The organism is Algoriphagus resistens, assembly GCF_001442615.1.
GTDB classification, from domain to species: Bacteria; Bacteroidota; Bacteroidia; order Cytophagales; family Cyclobacteriaceae; genus Algoriphagus; species Algoriphagus resistens.
The window spans coordinates 56158-77553 of the sequence record NZ_LMXN01000009.1; the positions used below are offsets into that span (position 1 = coordinate 56158).

13 protein-coding genes are annotated in these 21396 nt (G+C 41.9%); 3 read left to right on the top strand and 10 right to left on the bottom strand.

What is annotated here, in order from left to right:
* From porV to AS141_RS15980, 4 genes are read right to left on the bottom strand one after another with little or no spacing between them, the layout of a single operon-like run.
* Positions 1-1218 (bottom strand): type IX secretion system outer membrane channel protein PorV, encoded by a 1218-nt coding sequence (porV, locus tag AS141_RS15965; protein WP_057938687.1) that lies wholly within the window; start codon positions 1216-1218, stop codon positions 1-3.
* On the bottom strand, positions 1215-4469 hold the full coding sequence (gene porU, locus AS141_RS15970) for a type IX secretion system sortase PorU (protein ID WP_057938688.1): 3255 nt from the start codon (positions 4467-4469) through the stop codon (positions 1215-1217). Before porU ends, porV begins: the two co-directional genes overlap by 4 nt.
* Positions 4466-5158, bottom strand: coding sequence for a CDP-diacylglycerol--serine O-phosphatidyltransferase (pssA, locus tag AS141_RS15975; RefSeq protein ID WP_057938689.1), 693 nt, complete (start codon positions 5156-5158; stop codon positions 4466-4468). The genes porU and pssA overlap by 4 nt, the downstream gene beginning before the upstream one ends.
* The gene (locus AS141_RS15980) at positions 5155-5808 is read right to left on the bottom strand and encodes an MBL fold metallo-hydrolase (protein WP_057938690.1); all 654 of its coding nucleotides are present in this window, start codon (positions 5806-5808) and stop codon (positions 5155-5157) included. The genes pssA and AS141_RS15980 overlap by 4 nt, the downstream gene beginning before the upstream one ends.
* 56 nt (positions 5809-5864) lie before the next feature.
* Here AS141_RS15980 and AS141_RS15985 point away from each other — a divergent pair, with 56 nt between their 5' ends.
* The 3 genes from AS141_RS15985 to AS141_RS15995 are packed head-to-tail and all read left to right on the top strand — an operon-like array spanning position 5865 to position 11119.
* Complete coding sequence (locus AS141_RS15985) at positions 5865-6911, top strand: NAD(P)/FAD-dependent oxidoreductase (protein WP_057938691.1); 1047 nt, start codon at positions 5865-5867, stop codon at positions 6909-6911.
* Between the two features lie 21 nt (positions 6912-6932).
* A complete protein-coding gene (locus tag AS141_RS15990) occupies positions 6933-10223 on the top strand; it encodes a hypothetical protein (RefSeq protein ID WP_057938692.1) in 3291 nt (1096 codons plus the stop codon).
* A 14-nt stretch (positions 10224-10237) separates the two neighbouring features.
* Entirely contained in the window at positions 10238-11119 is an 882-nt protein-coding gene (locus AS141_RS15995; RefSeq protein WP_057938693.1) for a YicC/YloC family endoribonuclease, read from the top strand.
* Positions 11120-11243: 124 nt separating this feature from the next.
* On the opposite strand, the gene AS141_RS16000 is transcribed toward AS141_RS15995, so the two are convergent.
* The 6 genes from AS141_RS16000 to sov all read right to left on the bottom strand — a co-directional run bounded on the left by AS141_RS16000 (position 11244) and on the right by sov (position 21379).
* Complete coding sequence (locus tag AS141_RS16000; protein ID WP_057938694.1) at positions 11244-11915, bottom strand: energy transducer TonB; 672 nt, start codon at positions 11913-11915, stop codon at positions 11244-11246.
* A 145-nt stretch (positions 11916-12060) separates the two neighbouring features.
* Positions 12061-12738 (bottom strand): energy transducer TonB, encoded by a 678-nt coding sequence (locus AS141_RS16005; RefSeq protein WP_057938695.1) that lies wholly within the window; start codon positions 12736-12738, stop codon positions 12061-12063.
* A gap of 145 nt (positions 12739-12883) precedes the next feature.
* Positions 12884-13561, bottom strand: coding sequence for an energy transducer TonB (locus AS141_RS16010; protein WP_057938696.1), 678 nt, complete (start codon positions 13559-13561; stop codon positions 12884-12886).
* Between the two features lie 69 nt (positions 13562-13630).
* Complete coding sequence (locus tag AS141_RS16015) at positions 13631-13999, bottom strand: VanZ family protein (RefSeq protein WP_057938697.1); 369 nt, start codon at positions 13997-13999, stop codon at positions 13631-13633.
* 10 nt (positions 14000-14009) lie between these two features.
* On the bottom strand, positions 14010-14387 hold the full coding sequence (gene gcvH / locus AS141_RS16020) for a glycine cleavage system protein GcvH (protein WP_057938698.1): 378 nt from the start codon (positions 14385-14387) through the stop codon (positions 14010-14012).
* Between the two features lie 56 nt (positions 14388-14443).
* Positions 14444-21379: a T9SS outer membrane translocon Sov/SprA gene (sov, locus tag AS141_RS16025; protein ID WP_232424946.1), complete on the bottom strand. Its 6936-nt coding sequence runs from the start codon at positions 21377-21379 to the stop codon at positions 14444-14446.
* Positions 21380-21396 lie beyond the last annotated feature (17 nt).

Genomic DNA, 21396 nt, shown 5'->3' on the forward strand with positions numbered 1-21396 from the left:
TTAATTAGGAATATTGTACATCAGAGTGAACCTCAAGGTCTCTGCAAGTGGGTGGTTTTGTTTTTGAGGAACAAGGTATGAGAAGTCGAATCCAAGTTTTTTCAGATCAAAGCCAACTCCCATGGTAAAATATTTTCTACCCCCTTTGGTTGGGTTTTCGTAAAAATAGCCTGTCCGAAGTGCAAATTTATCGTCGTAGGAATACTCTACTCCAAATGAGATCATGATTTCTTTCATTTCCTCAGAAAATCCTCCTGGAGCATCAGTAAAAGAACCAAACATACCTGAAAGCAACGGTCTATTAGGATCTTTTCCATTGCCAGGTTCTATGATGAGATTTCCGTTCTCATCTGTTTGCAACGTTCCATCTTCATTTGTCGCATAGATCGGAGGGGTAGGGACGAGTAGCTTGTTTAGATCCAAAGCAAAAGTAAGTGAATTCACCGGATCAAGATCAATAGAATAAGCTGCTCCTACTTTAAGGTTTGTGGGAATATAATCCAAATCATCGGCTGAATTGTAAGTGATTTTTGGACCTATATTGGAGATGTTAATACCCCAGGAAATGTTGGCATCCTTTACCCCGGCATATACGGGGCGGGAATAATAAAGTCCCACGTCAGTACCAACGCTAATTCCAGGTTTGGCTTCACTACCACCTACTGAAGATATATTTCCAGAAAGATTTGAATAGATGAATCTCGCAGAAATACCTAAGCCTAGGTAAGTGGAAAGTTTTCTGGAATAGGTCCCTCCGATAGCAATGTCTCTAGGATTGAATTCACCCAAAGGATTTCCTTTGCCGTCAGTCAGTTGGATATTGCCCATATTGAAGTAGCGCAGGTCAAACCCAAATGCTGAAACCTCGTCAATCTTAAAAAAACCGGTTAAATAGCTCAGAGACATGTCATTGACGAGCTTGCCAAGCCATGGGGAATAGGAAAGTGAAAAGCCCATTTGATCCTCAATGAAGGCGAGTTGCCCTGCATTCCAGTGAGCAGAGCTTCCATCAGGAGATAGCGCTACTCCCACATCTCCCATGCCGGAGTGCCTTGAGTCTGGGGCAAAATTCAAAAATGGAACAGCAGTTGTGATCACTCTTCGATTCTCATCCTGCCCGGAGAGCACAGTGCTGTTCTGCGCATGCACAGATAAAGTAGCCAGGGTAAAAACTGCTATGAGTAAGTTTTTCCTATTTATTGTGGCTATTTTTTTCATTGAATCACGATTAGTCCGCTCACTGAATCTGTAGAATTATCAAATTCTGACCGTAGCGTTAATTTGTAAATATAAGTTCCTTTTGCTGGATATTTGGTTTGGTTTTGTAAAAAAAACCAAGACAAACCCCCAATATGAGTGTTAGCTTTGACTAAACGTCTGCTCTCTGAAATTAGTGTCTTACCGTCTGTTTGGTAAACAGTAAGGGTTAACATCAGGTTTTCTTCTGGCCGATTATGCTCAAGCTCGAAATTACTTTCAATTTGGGCTGGATTTGGATAACTTTTGTGGTTTAAGATACGAAGTTTATCGCTTCCATGCACATAGATCTCTTGATTGAACGCACTTTCGTTCCCTAAATTATCCCAAGCTCGGATAGTTACCAAATTCTTTCCTTCTTTTAATCCTTTTAGTTTGAAAATCACTTTACCTGATGTGAACGTATTGTTTTGAGATTCAAAAAACTCATTTAAAGCAATCGGGTCATCTTGATTTAGTTGAACGGTTAAATTTTCAGAAGGTAAGTGATTCGAAATGTTGATGCCACTCGAATCATCAAATAAGGCTTCCATTTCTAAGATAGAGGCTGGAAAAATAAATGGGGCTTCTTCTTTTCCCCCAAAAGTCACAGTGATCAAAGGGCCTACTGTATCTGCCGGAGAATTAGTGGATGTGCCTCCTACGATCGGTGAATCAAAGCCAAAAGCTTCCCATGACTGGTCTTTGCTACTTCCCATTATCCGAATTCTCCCTGCTCCAAATTCCAGGTCTATATTATTGGGAATGAACATCTTGCCTTTGATCAGTCCGGAGACAATTTTACCGGTTCCTTTGAAAAGCAGTGTTTTCTCTTCTTTAAACTCCACTGGGTTACTTTCGTCTCCTAAAGTTTTACTTAGGGCAAGTTTATCATATAGTTCTACGGTATAGGTTCCATTGAAATTGGTAGCAGTACCTCCGGTGTTTTGATTTATTACTTCAGCAGAGAATTCTACTTCCTGAAGGGCAGAAAGGGTATCTGATTTTTTCCCAGTTTCCAAATTTTCAAATGAACTAAACTCAATCTGAAATTGGGGAGAGGCCAGTTTCATGCTAGGATCAGCCAGGAGACTGAAATTCCTATTCAATGAACTGTTTTTACTTTTGTTTTTAGTATTTCTGAAAATACTTCCTAAATCTTGGGATCGACCATTTTCAAGCTTAAAAACCTCCTCGATAAAAGCTTCATTCAGCGAGAAATTCACACTACTGAATACAGGTCTGCCGGTACTTAGAAGCCCAATTGCGCCTTTATTCGGCGCAATTAATAATTCTTCGGCTGCTGACCTCGAAAAAGGGTTATCGTGCCGTCCAAATTCGCATGTAGCAGTGATCCAAAGTGCCAATTGATCCTGATTGGCCCAATTTGCAATGTCTGATACCGTAAAGACTTCTTCAGCTGTAAGCGTGGCTTCGTTTCCATGGCCAATAAAATTCAGCAGTAATATTCCTTGTTCCAGAGTTTCTTCCAAGACAGACTCGGCCTGCGGTGACGATTGGGTTTTTCTGGCATTTTCCTGTTTAAACCTGTCTAGATACAATTTTAGCTGCTTGTATTCTTTGTGGTTCTTATCCAGGTAGCTTGCGTGTGCCTCCGAATCGCGTAAATGAATGTTGTTGTCACCGTCGTCAGCAAAAAAAGCCACCGTTTTTTTCCAATCCCCAGCTTTCGGTTTGCTTTCGTAATCAATGATTTTTTCCACAACGATTCTGGCTTCGTGGGCATTGATTACTGGAAGTCTGCCAACACCGATCTGCATATGTTCATCTCCTTCACGACTTTCTTCCCATTCGCCTTGGCCAAATTCAAGTAGGGCAAAATAATCATCTGAACTGAATGTAGTCAATGGATTCAGGCTGTTTCTGCTGGTATATATAGGGATGAGATTCGGTCTGCCTCCCAATATTCCTTTATAATCAAAAGTCCCTTTACCAAGAATTAAGACATTTTTAAGCTTTCCTCCTTTATGATAATGCCATGCTATCAAATTACGAATAGCAGAAAGGTCAGGGTTTCCATAACCGAATGCATCGTATATATCTTCGAGATAGTAAACCTCTGAATAAATACCCATCCCCATTTTGTGGTCGATGAGTCTTTCAGCGGAATTGGCCAAAAGCCGGTGAGAGATAATCAATAATTCCGGCCAGGAGGATTGGGATCGAAGGTTAAGATTTGCGCGTTCGAATTCCGGAACCTCCAGTACTGTCTCCTCGTTAAAAACAACGAATTTCTGCCCGCTGAGAATTGATCCAGCGCTTAAATCAAGGGCTTTTGGATTATAAAAATTACTCACTTCCCAAACGGATAGCCCTACTAAAGGGGAAAGAGAGATTGAGGAATTTTGCTCTTTTAAATAAATACCTTCTTCAAGAAATTGACTTGAGTGAGGGACCCCAATTCCTATGTACTCGAAGTAGCCGGCATCATTGGGATTGGAAGCTTGGAAAGAAATTCTCAACCGTTCGATTTTTTTGCCAGCGGGAGAAAAAGTTTCGTTTATGCTAACTTCTTCTCCTTTGATACCATAAGTGCTGTTTGGAATTCCATTTACAGAACTTTCAGAAATAGTCAGTTCATCAACTGCCAAACTGATTTTAGCTGTTGACCCAGACCTAGCTAGTAATTTCCCGGTAATTTTCCAATCGACGCCCTGGTCAGTAGCTAATGGAAATGCATACCCACGAGTTACTCCGGGCGCTACTGCCCTAGAATACCAAGCTCTTCCTGAATTGAGAATATTATTTTCATTTTCTTTGAGCCAGTTCCATTGATATAATATAGTCGGCAGTTCAATGCCTGATCGTCCTGCAATGGTGTGAATTCTCTTCGGGTTGTGGGATGTTCCTACCAAAAAACTTATAGAATCAGCATATTGATTAGGATAGTATTCAATCCCTTCAGCTGTAGATTCATACCTGTGCGGAGAAGAAAGGTAGAAATATAAATTTCCGTCCTTTTCCAGGCCGGGAATCTCCTGCAATTCTAAATTTTCGCTTTGAACTATTTGAGGCAGCATACCAGGGTAGCCATAAATAGCTAGTTCACTTAGCGAATTTGCGCCTAGTTCTTGAGCCTGACTGGCACTGATTTTATAGATGCCTTCATCGGCTATTTTGAACTTCGAAAATAAGGTTTGGCCAGAAGCAGACCCGGACAATACTAAACCGAAAAGAAAAATACGCAGAAGCTTGCGGGACGGAAGTGTCATTCTGAACTGAGGCTGTTTTCTACAATAGATAAGCCCAGGTAGGCCAAGATTACTATAGGAATTCCCGCCAGGCCAAAAAGTAAAATCAACGTGATGCCAATAGCTAAAAGTGCGTACCTAAATTTATTCTTGGCTAAGGAATAAGCCTTGAATTTGAGTGCGATTAGAGGAAGTTCTACCAGCAAGAGTATGGCAAAGACCCAGGCTGTTCCAATTAGGAAAAGTGGTGCTGAAAGCCATGTTTCGATCCCAGGCCACTGGGTAGCAAAGTACGGCAAGGTGCTGATAAATAGTGCATTTGCAGGTGTGGGAAGGCCGATAAATCTATCACTTTGCCTTGTGTCCAAGTTGAATTTGGCAAGACGGACTGCAGACAACAGCGGGACGATCAGTGTGAGATAGGGAAGCCATTCTATGCTTGAATTCACTTCAGCCATCTGGAAGAGAATCATGCCGGGAAGCACACCAAAGGATACTAAGTCAGCCAGTGAATCCAATTGCTTTCCGATTTCACTTTGCACTTTCAACAACCTTGCAGCAAAGCCATCAAAAAAGTCGAACAGCGCGGCCAAAATAATGAAGTAGGCGCCTGAAAGAATATTGCCATTGATCACCCAAATAATCCCAATTACTCCGGAAAGTAAGTTAAGAAGTGTGATTGCATTTGGGATGTGGGATATGATTTTCAAGTTCTTGCATTTATACCCACAAATGGGTTATGAATTTTTTCGAAAGCTATGGTAGTTTCAGGTCCATGTCCCGGATAGATCACTGTTTCCTCAGGAAGGGTGAAAAGTTCCGATTTGATTTTGTCCAAAAGTAAGTTATGATTTCCTCCAGGAAGATCAGTCCTGCCAATACTTCCTCGGAAAAGCGTGTCACCTGCGATGCATTGGTGAGAAGCCTCATGGTAAAAGACGACATGACCAGGAGCGTGTCCTGGGACAAAGAGGATTTGAAGCACTTCACTACCAACTTTGATTTTTTCCCCTTCTATTAAAAACCCATCTGCTTCGCTGGTCTGATAGCCCACAAATCCGTAATTTGGTGCATAAACTTCGACTGCTTTCAGCACCGGTGCCTCTTGCTTATGTATGAAAAGTTCTATGCCGAATGTTTTTTTTGCCCATGCATTACCCAAAACATGATCAACGTGGCAATGCGTATTGAGCAATTGGGAGATTCGAATCTTTTTCTCCGTCACAAAATCCAGCAGCTCCTTTCGTTCAGAGAGATCAAAGCAACCCGGATCAACCAATGTTCCAGTACCTTCTTCATCATATAACAGATAGGTGTTTTCCTGAAAAGGGTTGAATGTAAAAGACTTAATATAAAGCATAGGAAATGTATGTCTGTATTAGAGCAAAATAAGGAATTAAACCTTTATTTTGGACTATGGAAATTGATTTTTTGCTCATTGGACAGGGACTTGCCGGTACAGCACTTGCCTATAGACTGAAGCAAGCTGGTAAAAAAATCAGGATAATTGATGAACCTGGGGCAAATAATTCGAGTAGAGTGGCGGCAGGGCTTTTTAACCCTGTGACAGGAAGGAAGATGGTGAAAACCTGGAGAGCTGATGCTCTTTTCCCTGTGATTCAGCCATTTTATAAGGAGCTGGAAGCGCTTACCCGAAGCGGTTTTTTGACAGAAAAAGCAATTTACAGACCTTTCCTAACAATAGAAGAGCAAAATGAATGGATGGGGCACAGCGCTGATCCCGGCTTTGAATACTATTTGCGGAAGATCCACGCAGAAAGCCAGTCTGAATTTCTTAAAGATCCTTACGGTGGGGTGATGCTTCGAAACTCTGGGTGGTTGGATATCAATAATCTATTAGATGCGATGACTGCGTATTTTAGAGAGGAATTGATTGTGGGGAATTTTGATGAGCGTTCACTTTCACATGAAAATGAAGTCTGGTCTTATAGAGATTTAAAGGCAAAAGCAGTAGTGTATTGTAACGGTGTGGAAGCAATGAATTCCAGGTTCTTCAGTTTTCTTCCGTTTGCGCCGGTGAAAGGAGAAATTTTGGAAGTAAGACAGGAATTTACACCAGATTATATAGTGAACCGGGGTGTTTTCAGAGTTCATTTGGGAAATAGAATCCATCGGGTAGGGTCGACCTACACGAAGCATGATATGGCAGTAGGAGCAACAGTTGCGGCAAAAACAGAAATACTGGAGAAATTGACAGATTTGGTGCGGCTGCCAGTTGAGGAAATTATCAGTCACAGAACAGGAATAAGACCTGCTACCAGAGATAGAAAACCTTTTTTGGGGAAACATCCTTCCGAGGTAGGCGTTTACATATTCAATGGTTTTGGAGCCAAGGGAGTTTCATTAATTCCTTATTTTAGTGAACAAATGGCTACACATTTATTAAAAGGTAAGGCAATTGACTCCGAAGTGGACATAGCTCGGTATTTTAATTATATTTAAAGACATCTTTCAGCAAATCGAATGCGATATCACCTTTTCCGAATTTTAGTTTTTGCTGGCTTATGGTTGAATTCATTTTTTGCCCTTGCTCAGTTTGATCAGGAGCGTTTTGGGAAAAACAGAATTCAGCATCAGCAGTTCGAATGGTATTTTTACGCCTCAAACAATTTTGAGGTGTACTACTATGACCGTGGGGGAGCAAATGCCAAAATGGCTATTGATTACCTGGAAAGTGAGTTTAATCGACTCACACAGATGATAGGATATGTTGCCTATACCAAGCCGAAAATTTACATTTATAATTCTCCCGAGGAGCTGCTGCAGAGTAATGTCAACCTTAATAAGGAAGAGTATAATGAGCAAGGACAGACAAACTTCAATAGATTGTTGGCCGAAGTAGCTTATAAAGGAGAAGTTGACCAATTTAAGGAGGATCTGATCTATGGGACAGTAAAGGTAATTATTGAAGAAATGCTATATGGCTCTTCTGTATCTGATGCCTTTCAATCCAATCTGACCAATAAGTTTCCGGAATGGTATGTAGACGGCATTGCGCTGTACTTGGCAAAAGGCTGGAGCAGGGAGATGGATGATTTTGTGCGCCATTATTTTCAGGAAGACCAAAATCCAAAAATTCTCAAGCTCAAGGAAAAGGAGGCTGCATTGGTGGGGCAATCGGTTTGGAATTACATTGCTGAAAGATACGGCAGAAGGTATGTTTCTAGTATTTTGAACCTTTCCCGAATAAACAGAAACGAGGAAAATAGTATCGCAAATACAGTTGGGTTGAATTATAAAACATTCACCCAAGACTGGAAAAAGTTTTATCTGGACATAAATAAGCAAGTTTCTTCGACCTTTAAAGATCCAAATAAAGATGCAGCGGTGGCACAGACTTCGCCAAAATTCATAGGTGCTATAAATGACATCAAGTTTAGCCCGGATGGATTGAACCTCGCCTATGTGATCAATAATGGCGGAAAGTATAAAGTCCAGGTAAGGGAGTTGGGTTCAGGCAGAGAGCAGACACTATTTGCAGGAGGAACATCCCTGCAAGACCAAGAGGCAAATTTTGCCTCTCCGGTAATTGCCTGGAGAGATTCTGCAAATATTGCCATTGCTTCATTCAAAAGAGGGTTCACAACGCTGAGACTGAGGTCTATTGACGGCTCTAATCAAGATAAAATTTTCTTAAGAAATATAACCCAAATCCTTAGTCTTGACTTCAACAGTACAGGGAAGAACATGGTGCTTTCGGCTATTTCCAATGGGAAATCGGATATTTATACGCTCAATGCCCGAGGTGCCGGTAGAAGGCTGACAAATGATTCCTTTGATGAATTGACTCCTGTTTTTTTGAATGATTCCACCATTATCTATTCGTCTAACGCGACCAGTTTAGCGGATTCACTTACGGGAAAAAATTTAGAATTGGTTTCTTTGCCCAATTACTATAATCTTTATATGGTAGAGGTGACCGACACTATTGTCACCAGGCAGCTGAGTAATTCTAACAGCAAAAATATAAGACCCAGAAAAGTAAACAGCAATACAATCGCTTACCTGAGTGATCTGAGCGGGATAAATAACCTCATGCGAATGAACATAGGAAACCAGGTTTCCAATCAGATTTCGGCCTTTAACAAGAGCATAGAAGCTTTTGATATCAATAGTAGAATGAATAGAATTGCTTATTCTGTGCGTGATGGTAGAGAGAGTTATTTGGTAGTAGAGGGTTTTTCCAATTCGGATCAGTTTACCCCAAGCACTCCAAGGATACAATTGGAGCAGGCCAAAAGTCTAAATGAAAGAATGGCTGCCAGAAGGCTACTTGAAGCGAAAGAGGCTGAGGAAAGCTTACCGCAAGTGACACGCGAGGAAAATCCTTCTACTCAGCCACAGGTACAGCCGGATACTACAGCAAAAAACGCTACCTCGTCTATCGATCTGAAACGGCTTAGTTTTGAGTCTAAAAATGGGATAAATACCGATAATTATATATTCGATACACTGCCAAATAACCTTACATCCCCGGAGGCTACTACAGCGGAATCAAAAACAAATCTGTTGGAAACCTTTAGGAGGCAGAGTTTGAAAAAGAGGGTTACAGGCCCGAGGGAAATGGAACCGCAGTTTTTTATCAATAATATCAACACACGATTTGTGGTAGATCCATTACGGGGTTTCGGTATTGGTCTTACCGGCAAAATGACTGATTTACTTGATAACCACTCATTCCAGGGAGGTGTAATGACTACACTTGATTTTAGATCAGGAGGAGATATTTTTTTCGAATATGAATATTTGAAAAGTAGAGTGGACTTCAAGGGAAGATTTGACCGCAAGACCATTCGTGTTTCCGAAGGCGATGTCACATTTCAGAAATATGTGCTGACCAAAGTTGAAGCAGGTTTTTCTTACCCTTTAAATGCAAATGCAAAATTTTCGCTTTCACCCTTTGTGGCAAAAACTCAATATTTCAACCTGAATCCTGATTCTTTAATCTACGGTCAAGATCCAGATCAAAACCGATTCGATGTTAACTATTTAGGGGGTAAAGCAGAGTTTGTGTATGACCGTACCCAGCCGTTAGGTCTTTATTCACAGACGGGTTTCAAAGCTAAAGTAGGCTATAGCCAATATCAGTCTTTCAAAAATAAGGATCGATCATTTGGAAATTTCTATGTGGATTTAAGAGAGTATTTTACTATTCATAAGAATATAGTACTGGCAGGAAGATTGTATGCGGGGTCTTTTATGGGAAATAATCCCCAGACCTATATGTTGGGTGGAATGGATAATTGGTTGTTCAATGAGTTTTACCGTCCTCCATCAAACAGACCGGAATCTTCGCCGATCAGAAATCCTACAGGCGTAGAAAATTCCAACATTTTGTTTGCGGATTTTGTTGACCTGAGAGGATATGATTATGACGAGATCAGGGGTAGGAACATGGTCACTTTTACAGCTGAATTGAGAATTCCTGTTTTCTCCTACCTGACCAGGGGGAACATCACATCTAATTTCATCAGGAATTTTCAGTTGATAGGCTTTTACGACGTTGGCTCTGCCTGGAACGATTCTGCTCCCTGGGAGCGCGTAAATGATCAAAACACGGAGGTGATCAATACGGAAGGATCCCCGTTTACTATTGTGCTTAATAATTTCAACAACCCTTGGTTACAAAGCTATGGAGCAGGATTGAGGACTGTATTGCTCAACTACTACGTCAAATTTGATGTGGCTAGACCTGTCCGAAATTATGAAGCAGAAGATTTAAAGTTCTATGTAACTTTAGGCTTCAATTTCTAACTACAAATTTTATTATGATCAAATCAATGACCGGCTTCGGAAATGCCGGGTTTGAAGATGAGCGCATGGTGATCCAAGTGGAGGTACGAACGCTCAATTCAAAGTTTTTGGATCTTTCCATACGAAGCCCTAGACAATTCAATGATAAGGAATTGGAAATCAGAAATATGGTTCAGTCTATTTTAGATCGTGGTAAAGTGAGTATTTCTATTGATTTCCAATCTAAAGGGGCTATTGAAATGCCTGTTAATATTAACAAGGATCTTTTTCATCTGTTTTATCAGAAGTACAAGGAACTTGCAGATGCCGTACAGGATAATCCCCAGGATATTTTCAAACTGGCACTGCAGTCACCAAATGTAATCACCCAGTTGGCCGGTGAGCAAAGAGATGATCAGGCAGATTGGGAAGAGATCAAAAAAGTATTGTTCGTGGCTTTAAATAAATGTGATTCCTTCAGGCAGGACGAAGGAAGCTCTCTGGAGGGAAAGCTACAGGGTAATATAAAAACTATAGCCAGTGGCCTGGTTAAAATTAAGGAAGAGGAGGGTAATAGGAAAAATAGAATCAAGCAAAAAATCAGGAACCATTTCAGCGAATGGCTGGACGAGAATTCATTTGATTCCAATCGTTTTGAGCAGGAATTGATCTATTACTTCGAAAAATTGGATATCACTGAAGAAATCGTAAGACTGGATACACATTTGAAGTATTTCGAAAAGTGCCTGAACGAAGAAAGCAGCCAAGGTAAGAAACTAGGTTTTATCAGCCAGGAAATAGGTAGAGAAATCAATACCATTGGGTCGAAAGCAAATGATGCAGGTATGCAGAAACATGTGATTCTGATGAAAGATGAGCTGGAAAAGGTAAAGGAACAGTCCTTGAACGTATTGTGAATCCACCCACGGCAGGGCCGATGGGGTGGGGCTCCACGCTAAAGTGCCGATGGGATTTAAGGCACACGCTGTAAAAGTAAGGGGCTAAGCAGCCCCTTACTTTTACAGAATACGTTTCTTCAGCCTAGTTCAGTCGAAACCGGATAGGCATAGTCATACGGGATCGTACTGTTCTCCCACCTATTTTTCCAGGAGTCCATTTTGGAGAGTTTTCAATTACTTTCCTGGCTACTTCATCACATCCTCCACCAATGGTTCTCACCATTTCTATATCCTGAATAGACCCATCAGTATTGACAACAAAGCGGACTATTGCCATTCCTTCTATCCCCATTATTTTCGCTTGTGAGGGGTACTTCAGGTTTTTAGTGAGATAGGTATTCCATGCATCCATCCCGCCCTTAAAAGTCGCCTGAACATCTACAAAATTTACTATTTTATCTATGTCCTCGATCACCGGAGGAGCGGATATATCTACTTCTGTGATGATGGTTTTTTCAGTTGTGTTTATATCAAACATAATTTCATTAAGCCTATCAATCACAACATCATCAGGTTTGATGATTACTTCGATAGGAGCCTGCGGCGGAGGCGGTGGGGGAGTATGGATTGTAATTGGAATATCGATTAGGTCCCAGTCATCTTCTATTCCGTCAAAGGTCTTGACAGTTGCTTTATCATAAGCCTTCCATTCAAAAGCGACCAAAGCTGATCCGAGACTGACAGCCAATCCCAGATTAAACAATGCGGCTGACCATTTTTTAAGGTCAGACTTAGGGTTTTTTTTGAGTTCCATATGTGTAAAATTAGAGGTTAGAAAAACTACTCTAATAATTTACATTCCATAACCCACTGATACTAAAGTGATAACACTATTTAACTAGGCTAAAAGTTGTTAAAGACAGGATAGAAAAAGCCCCGAATAATCGGGGCTGTATAGCTTAGCCAAGCTTGAATTTAATCTGTAGCCGCATACGGGATCGTACCGGGCGCCCACGCTGCTTGCCTGGCTCCCAGTTAGGAGCATTTTTCACTACTCTGACAGCTTCTTCATTGCAACCGCCATCGATTCCTCTTAAGACTTCAACATCTTGAATAGATCCATCTGTGTTTACTACGAACACTAGGGTTACTGTGCCTTCAATGCCCATTCTTCTGGCTTGGGTCGGGTAGTTGAGATTATCCTTTAGGTATTTGTTCCAGCCTTCCATTCCTCCTGAAGGATTAGGCTGAGTTTCTACCACATCAAAGATTTTGTCTATTTTTTCTTCTACTGGAGCTTCCGCGATTATTACTTCTTCGATGAGGGTAGCTTCCTTCACATCGACATCAAAGTTAACTTCGATTTTCTCTTCGATTTCTACTTCATCAGGGATCTCCTCAATGATTGGCTGCTCTACTGGCGGTGGTGGCGGGGGTGGTGGTTGCTCTGTAATTGGAATATCCAACAATTCTTCGAAGTTGTCGGTTACTTGACCCAGGTCTTTCAATGAACCATCGTCAAATGATTTCCATTCGAAGGCAGCGAGGCTTGTACCTACAGCTATTGCCAGACCCAGATTCAGGAACATTCCTGACTTTCTGGTTAGATCAGCACTGGGAGTCTTTTTTGTTTCCATAGGTGTAAAATTAGAGGTTAGAAAAACTACTCTAATAATTTACATTACATAACTCGCTGATACTAATCCTATAACACTTTTTAACTAAATAGAGAGTTGTTTAAAGTCAGGCAAAAAAAAGACCCGAAACCTCGGGTCTATATGATTAGCTAAGTTTGAATCTAATCGGAAGCCTCATACGGGTACGTACAGGACGTCCTCGCTGTTTTCCTGGTTCCCAGTTAGGAGCTGCTTTTACTACTTTGACTGCTTCTTCATCACATCCTCCGCCGATTCCTCTCAAAACTTCTACGTCTTGAATAGAACCATCCGTATTTACTACGAACACAACGATTACAGTACCCTCTATCCCCATTCTTCTTGCCTGAGTAGGATATTTTAGGTTGTTTGAAAGGTATTTATTCCAACCTTCCATTCCTCCCTGAGGATTAGGTGGAGATTCCACCACATCAAAGATTTTATCTACTTTTTCCTCTACAGGAGCTTCCGCGATAACCACTTCTTTGATAACAGTAGTTTCCTTCACATCGACATCAAAGTTAACTTCGATTTTCTCTTCGATTTCTACCTCATCAGGGATTTCCTCAATGATAGGCTGCTCTACTGGCGGCGGTGGCGGTGGTGGTGGCTGCTCTGTGATCGGAATATCCAACAATTCTTCGAAGTTGTCAGTTACTTGACCCAGGTCTTTCAATGAACCATCGTCAAATGACTTCCATTCGAAGGCAGCAAGGGTAGCACCAACAGCTACTGCCAAACCAAGATTCAGGAACATTCCTGACTTTCTGGTTAGATCAGCGCTGGGAGTCTTTTTTGCTTCCATGATAAGTTTGGTTTATAAAGGTTAATTCTTCTTCTATTTCAGACTAACAATTGTAATAATTAATAGGCATTAATCCAAGCCAATCTTGGTGGTTGGAATCTTAAAATATGCTAATAAACCAGCAATACCCCCTATTTCGTTGACAATCATATCCATATAATCGAATGATCGGAAAGGGATAAATACCTGAGCACATTCCAAAACTATTCCGGCAGCTACTCCGAAAATCAAATAGTTGCTTAGTACTCTTCCCTGAAGTCCATTTACAACTGCCCGCTTTACCCCAACTCCACACCAAAGGAAACTCAACGTGCCAAAGCAAATGAGGTGTATCAATTTGTCCTGAAAGTTGAAGGAGGCATCAGGGAAATTATCACCTGGAGTCAACATGGCAAAAGCAATGAATAAGAGCCAAACTACTGCAATTCCTAATCTCAAAATGTTTTGTTTATTCTCCTACCAAATCAGCATATTCGGCCGCAGAAAGCAGACCTTCGGGGAGGTCACCTGTGATTTTCACTTTGATCATCCAGCCTTTTCCGTAAGGAGATTCATTCACGAGCTCCGGAGAATCTTCCAAATCAGGATTTACTTCCAATATCTCACCTGAAACAGGCATAAATAAATCCGAAACAGTCTTTACGGCTTCTACAGAGCCAAAAACCTCGTTAGTTTCCAATGTGTCTCCTGTAGTCTCTACTTCTACATAAACGATATCACCTAGTTCACCAGCGGCAAATTCGGTGATTCCAATAGTTGCAACATCACCGTCAATTTTAACCCATTCGTGGTCTTTGGTGTACTTAAGTTCTTGAGGAAAATCCATGTTTGTAAATAGTTATATGGGAGCCAAAATTAATAGGAATCAAGTAAGGATAAAATCTATTGCCCTAAATTAAATCGAAGTTGACCACCAAAGGCCGTGGAAGTTCGTTTATAGGCAGTTGTCACTCTAGGATCATTGATTGTTCTGTCAAAATATAGGGTAAGGTTTAGATTTTGATTGATCAGATACGAAATTGTCGGGCGAATAGAAATATTTAAGTTACCACTGGTGATGGTGCTGCCTTCTTCAATCTTCCGCTGGATCTGTGTAGTACTGACTACTTTTGAATCCAATTTGAACTGAAGGTCGTTTTTTAGTACAGTTTGCTTACCCTGGAATTTGAAAGGGATTTTAACCCCGGCTTTGGTATACCCTAGCGTCAATCCAAAATCATTGCTTTTCTGCTCAGTTACTTGAGAGTTTGAAAAGTTCAGGCCTAGATTCCGCTCCTTATTATATATCAACGCAATATTTAGTCTGTCTTTGGTCAGCATATCAATCCCGATCAGCGGTCCAAATCGCTCGGTGAGGATAACATCGTTTAAGACATATATCGGGATGAATTGCCCTTCTTCATTGACTTGGTTAGGTCTAGGGATTTCCTGCAATGTATTGTAAAGCTCCAGGCCTTGTTGATATTGAAGGGAGTTGGAGAAATTACTTGCATCATATGTCGAAGTATACATGTGTTGGATGTTGATACTACTGAATATATCACTCAGCCCTTTGATTCTAGAAAGCCCACGATAGTCCAGGCGCCAGTTTGGTAAGGGGGTTTTAGGAAAAGGATTCATATTGACCGTGGCAGCATCTTTTCCTCTGTATGCTGCGAGAAATGCCGGTATCAATACATCTTGGCCATTGATAGAATATTCCCCACCGGCATCCATTGCGTCCAACCTGCTTTTGATGATTGCTCTGTTGTTTTCAAATTCAGTGAAAAGAGTCGAGACGTTGTCAAAGCCATCTTTGGTAAAGCTGGTGCCAAGCATAATCGTAGTGATGCTATAAGCACCAAGTCTGTTGGGACTAATTGATTCATAAACACCTGGATTATCAATGGAATTCCTGAAAATTTCCTGATAGTCTCCAATTTCCCGTTTGGTGGCATTCAGCGTGATATTGAAATCCCGGAAGGGTTCTATCAGACTACCAAATCTCATATTGACCGCTTTACTTTGCCTGAAAGTCTGAGTCAGTTCACTGCTTGGTGCCATAAGGCCGGCTTGTGCAAATTCATTTCTGATATCAGCATTCTGACTACCTAGTAAAAACGCTAAACCAGGGTTTTCAAACGCTCGATCCATTCCAAGAAGTCCCGTATTTGGCATGTATCCGGGAAGGAAAGTACCTTCGATTTTCCCATAATTGAAGGTGACCTCCTTTACCATCATGAGTGCTTTCAGTAATTTATTAGTAAAAGGTGTCCCAATGGTGTCTTCTGCCTGAACTTCCGACCTTCCGGGTATCCCCGGCCGTTTGGGAGCATTCAATGCTGCCAGTTTTTTGTTTTTATTATATAGTCTGATTAGGTCAAACTTACCGATGAGCGATTGGTCACGGGTGTTTTGAATGGAGTTGCCAAGTGTATCCTTTTGCCCTATAGCTCCAGTCAGCCAAGTATAGGTAGCGATGTATTTGTAGTCAGCTTTGATCCAATCGGTAAGAGGTGATTTGTCCAGCGGCAAAGTATAATTAAGATTTATGCTATGGTTATAGTTGGTGCGCCTACCAAATCTCCAGGCGTTATACTTAACCGAATCGGATTTTTGCTCTGTGTCCAAGTCCCCCTGGGGCTCATCTACTACAGCCATTACACTTCCAGTATAGTCCACCCGCAAATTCTTCGTCAAATCCCAGTTCAGCGAATAAAAGCGATTCATAAAGAAGCTTTTCTGAAACAGGGGATCTACTCCAGTTGTGCTGAGCTGGTCATTTCTATACTGAGACCGCAAATGTTTGCGATCAATATCCAATCTGGCTAATATGAGTGTAGGAGAAAGGTTTAAGTTGAAATCTTTGATCAATCGCAAATGTGGAGAATCTAGGAAACCTGCGTTTTTGAATGGCTCTATTGCGAGAGGTTTGGGTGCATAACTGTAGGTGACATTCCCGCGATACGTTTTGTAGCTATAATCCTGAATTTGCGCATTTGTCTGATTCATGAATCCAAAAGCGTAAGAAAAGGAAAGATTGCTCAGGTCGTAGAAATGGTTTTTTGCTTCTGGGTTGGTCTTCAGCTTCCGCACGTTGTTGAAGCTGATGTTCTTGCGGTTTACTTGGTCCTGGGCGATTTTGCGATAAGCATCCTTCTCACCCTGTGTTTCGAATTTTTGCAAAGCAACCTCAAACGGCACATCCGGATTTAAAGGGTCGTATTCAGGTTTTGTGGTGCTGTTTTCTACGGAAAAATACATGGGGATACTCACCCCTAGTCCTTCTGGCAAAAGTTTGTGAATGTCCACGTTGGTGGAAATGTCATACTGGGTGGTGGCAGATCTTGAGCGTTGGGAAAGCCTTGTTTCCAATCCTCCAAAGCCAATGGAATTATGTCTGATAGAACCCGAAACTACTGCTACGTCGGCGATCTTCACATTCATGAGTGCATTTGCAACCCAGCCATTTGATTTAGTAGCACCCGTCACCCGTAACTCATTTGCCCAAATGCAGATGCTTCTGCTTCCTCCGCCATTTGTGCCGGGATTTCTTACCCCGATCATGGAAGATTGTGATTGGTTTAATTCCGGGCGGCCAACCACGGTGACTTTGTAAGGCCCGACCTGCTGAGAAAAAGGTATATTCAACGGCACATGTTGGTTGTCACGTGCTACTTTCACACCTACTATGTCCTGTATAGCAATATCAATTTCATTTTCAGCAGGCCAGATCTGTGCAGGGTCCCTGGTTCCTTTGGGAGTGATCATCAGTGGAACCTCAATCTCGTAATAGTTATCTGTATTGTCGGTCCCCAATCTGAGAAACGCTGTAATTTCCCCATCCACTGCATCCTCACTATCTGCGTGTAAAAACATTTTGATCCGCTCAAACTGCACCAAATCCAGGGTTACATTTTTGAACACAGCCCTGGCATCTTTAGCTCCAAGGTCTTCTACGCATACGCGTAGTGACTGCTCATTTAATCTTCTTTCTACTGTAGAAGTATTATCACGGTCCCGGATGATACCTGGCGGTAAAACATACGGGCTTTCAGTGGCACTTCCCTGACTGTTTTCTTCTATACTTACCACATCCACTGTGACATTGGAATTGTCGGGTTCGGGAATTTCAATAAGACCTCTTTCGAACAATGATTCCTGAAACACCCTCCATTGACTTCCCACCATTCGGAAGTTAGCCATCCGCAATACTACAGGTTGTTCGAAATCGGTCAAATAAGTCCTGATCCAACGGATAGACTTGAAACCTGTGATGTCACCTTCTACGCGGTCCGGCTGACGGACGGGAATACGGAATAGGTACCAATCTACACTTTCACCGCCTTCAGTATGTGTGGTTTTGTCTACGATATAATTTTGGCCTACCACCATATTTCCAGGCTTCAGATCCATCTCGTAGGAATAGTAATTCTCCAGTTCGTTGATTGTATTGTCAGTATTTAGATCTTCATTATCAGGATTGTTGGATCCTGACGGGGTATAGGGAAGGTTTTCATTGGCAGTTACAGGGGTATTGCCTTCCATTCCGTTAAACTTTTTGTAACGTTCCAGGATTTTAACATTGTCCCGATCAAAATTCTCATCCAGGTAGTATTTGAATAAATCACCAGAAACGTCTGCTAGAATTTGATTCCGGGCTGTAGCATTTACATTGAGTCGATTTAAGAACCTGTTTCCGAAATAGGCAGCTTCATCTTCATTTTTCAATCCATCGAGTCCTACATCCTGATTTTGTCTTGAGGTTTCAGAATTGTCAAAAGCCGGAAGTAGGTATTGTTCACGGGTAATTCTTCCCCATTCATTTTGACCGGTTTCTGCCGGATCTCCATCTGCTGGTAGACCATTTTCGAAAGCATGACGTCCATCTTTCAATATATCCTCGGATATATCCCCAAGGTTGATGAAAAGTTTACCGCCGGTTGTATTGTTTTCATTGAAGTTGCCGTCGAGCACCCGGCCATTTTCTCCTTCAATAAATGGATCCAAAAGCCAAAATTCTATGTATTCTATGTTTGTGCGGTCAAAATCCACTTCTGTCGTAATAGCTCTGGTTACCCCCCCGTAATTCATTTTGGGAGTTGGGAGAAACCCATCGCTAGTCAGGTTAGGGTTGTAATTATACATCCCTCGTTCACTCGGGAAGTATGCCAGTTCAAATAAAGGCTCCGGAGTGACGATTACCTCCCGATCTTGCTGAGGAAAAATTTCCTGGGGAAGCACTCTTCGTACATAGTGATTTCTGCGATCCTCCCGAGTGATATTGGAAGGAACACCTGGGCCACTTTCCCTATAAAAAATATTATCGATATTGTACCATGCTACCCTGGCCCTGCGATAAGCCGAACCAAGATTGTCTTCCGTTTGATTACTTAGGTCAAACCTGTCATCAAAAGTCTGTGGTGTAGCTGCCAATTTCCAGTTTTGGTTAGCCGCACCTCCCAAATTGTATGGAGTGATTGCTGCTTCAAAATCATCTATATAGGAAGCAGGTTCACCGTTTACCTGATTAGAAGTTCCGGGTATAAGATGTGCAAATTCCCCACTGATCTGGACAAGTGAAGTTTCTTTAGTACTTGTAAAAGGAAGGGCATCAGCCATTTTGGTGAGCCATCTGGATTCATCACTGAAATTTCCGTCCAGCCCCCACAGGCTATTCCGGAGTGTTTCACTGCCTGTGGCAATTCTGGTGACATTGGGTCTTTCATTTAAATAAAGGAAAGTACCTCCCAGATTAAATTTATCACTAAACAGGTAATCCAATCGGGTTCCCAGCAAACTCCGTGTCTGGAAGGAAACCAAATCGGCTTTTTCAAAGCTGACATTGATTTGTTTACCCGATTGAAGGATCGCATCATTGATGATGACAAGCCTTCCAACATTGTAATCGACAGTAAAATCAACACCTTCTGTCAAGGGTATATTACCAGCCTGCACGATCACAGAGCCCGGAGATATGTTTAGGCCAGGCAATTGGATTTCGCTTGCCGAGCCCGCAGTCAATCGGCCCTTAATAAAATACTTATTGAGTCTTGTGACTAGTTCGGCATCCGCTTGGGTGGTTTTGTAGAGTGTATCGTATACGTATTTCTCCTTGAGGACTACTTCCCCGGGCTGGAAATATTTTTCCAGGTTTGAGCCAAAAGGTTCTAGGACGGGGAATACTAAAAGCCCCCGGTCAGTGAGGATGGTGAGTCCTTCTACAAAGTCAAAATTACCATCTGGGGCCGGGTCATTCTGCGGGTTCAAATTGTCCAGTCCAGTAAGTCGGATAAGTGGCTTATCTTTTACTTCTGCGCCTTCTAAAAGTGAAGGATTGTCAAGTCCAGTACGATCATCCCTATAGATTACCTGAAGCTGAAATCCATCCCGGGTAATCTGATTGGCATTCAGACTATAGACATTTTTCATCATAAGATCCCAGGTGGGCACGCGGGTATTGATACGGGCAGGGCGAAGGAGCTTCATGAAGATCAGCTCATCTTCCTGTCTGCTTTGATAGTCTTCAGTCAACTCTCCGACCTTATAAACCTGGCCATTGTAAGTATATTCGTAGGAAACGGCCAGAACCTCATCATTTTGAAGTCTTCTGAATAGTGACAAATAGCCGAGTTGAGGATTGAAAAAGTATTCCGTCTGATCCAATTTCCTGGCACCGTTGATCTGCTCAAAATCAATGCCTTTTCGGAGTCCTAAGCCTGACTCAATTGCCCTTGACCCGGTGTCAAACGGACGAAAAGCGGGATTGCTTGAAATGTTTGAATAAAGATTGTTCGCTGAATTTCCCGCTGGAGCCGAGGGAGTTCCTTGACCAATGGCAGGATTTGTAGGATTATAGATCACCCTCCCCTCACCCAAATCCATAAATGCAGCAAAGTTCCTAAGTGTTTCAGTATTTGCAGCCCGGTTCATGATATAAACCTCAATTCTGGTCACATTCACACCAGAAAGCACCTGAGGAAGCCCTCTTAGCCAGCGTTCGTAATTGTCGCGAAAGAAATGGGCTATGAAAAAGTGCCTGTTATCATCATATTTAGAGGCAGGGATATCAAATGATCTGCCTTGGCCATTCGCATCTATTGTGAGATTATCCCGTCTTCCCCGCTGGGTAGAAGCGACAGCAGTGACCCCTAATTTACCGAATTGGAGTTGCGTTTTAACGCCAAAAAGATTTTGCGCTCCCTGAATCAAGCGATTCTGAACAGGCATGCTGACATTCCCGATTTCAATGGATTGGATGATATCTTCTTCGAACCCATTGAATTCTAGTTTCATCTGATTTTGAAAGTCAAACGAATTATTTGAGTCGAAATTGGCCCCGATTTTTACTTTTTCCCCCAGAGATCCATTGACCGCCATCTGGATTTGTTGGTCAAAGTTAAAGCCACCGTTTTGCTGTTGTCGAATGGGTAGGGTAGGGTTATCCACTCTTCGGAAGATTGCCCCGAAATCAAGGTTCACATAGCCTGAAGGTACTATATTTATTTCACTGCCTCCAAAAAGTCTGTCTAAGGAAGGGCTGACAGTAAGCGGAGGAATTAAACCCCTTCCTTCTACAGCGCTTTCTCCATCACCACCCCTGGCCCGACTTCGCCAGTAGTCCTGTCTGACTTTGTATTCTTGTATTTTGGAATATTGCTCGAAATCATACTCTTGCTCATTGCCCACCCGTGTAGTGTCAATCTGATCAGTAATAGTATATCGGAGAGTAGAATCAACTTTTACCTGAATGCTTTGAGTGATGGGGTTTGCTTGAAAAAAAGGTGAGGGGGCCTGCAAAAAAGGATTTCGACTAGGGAATAGCGGATTCGTCCTCATATTTTGCCAAAGCAAAT

What these genes read in the sequence shown, in the direction of transcription:
- AS141_RS16010 (WP_057938696.1), bottom strand. Translation starts at nt 13,561, where the DNA reads ATGGAAGCAAAAAAGACTCCCAGCGCTGATCTAACCAGAAAGTCAGGA.
- porV (WP_057938687.1), bottom strand. Translation starts at nt 1,218, where the DNA reads ATGAAAAAAATAGCCACAATAAATAGGAAAAACTTACTCATAGCAGTT.
- AS141_RS16005 (WP_057938695.1), bottom strand. Translation starts at nt 12,738, where the DNA reads ATGGAAACAAAAAAGACTCCCAGTGCTGATCTAACCAGAAAGTCAGGA.
- AS141_RS15980 (WP_057938690.1), bottom strand. Translation starts at nt 5,808, where the DNA reads ATGCTTTATATTAAGTCTTTTACATTCAACCCTTTTCAGGAAAACACC.
- AS141_RS15990 (WP_057938692.1), top strand. Translation starts at nt 6,933, where the DNA reads ATGCGATATCACCTTTTCCGAATTTTAGTTTTTGCTGGCTTATGGTTG.
- AS141_RS15995 (WP_057938693.1), top strand. Translation starts at nt 10,238, where the DNA reads ATGATCAAATCAATGACCGGCTTCGGAAATGCCGGGTTTGAAGATGAG.
- AS141_RS15985 (WP_057938691.1), top strand. Translation starts at nt 5,865, where the DNA reads ATGGAAATTGATTTTTTGCTCATTGGACAGGGACTTGCCGGTACAGCA.
- porU (WP_057938688.1), bottom strand. Translation starts at nt 4,469, where the DNA reads ATGACACTTCCGTCCCGCAAGCTTCTGCGTATTTTTCTTTTCGGTTTA.
- sov (WP_232424946.1), bottom strand. Translation starts at nt 21,379, where the DNA reads ATGAGGACGAATCCGCTATTCCCTAGTCGAAATCCTTTTTTGCAGGCC.
- AS141_RS16000 (WP_057938694.1), bottom strand. Translation starts at nt 11,915, where the DNA reads ATGGAACTCAAAAAAAACCCTAAGTCTGACCTTAAAAAATGGTCAGCC.
- gcvH (WP_057938698.1), bottom strand. Translation starts at nt 14,387, where the DNA reads ATGGATTTTCCTCAAGAACTTAAGTACACCAAAGACCACGAATGGGTT.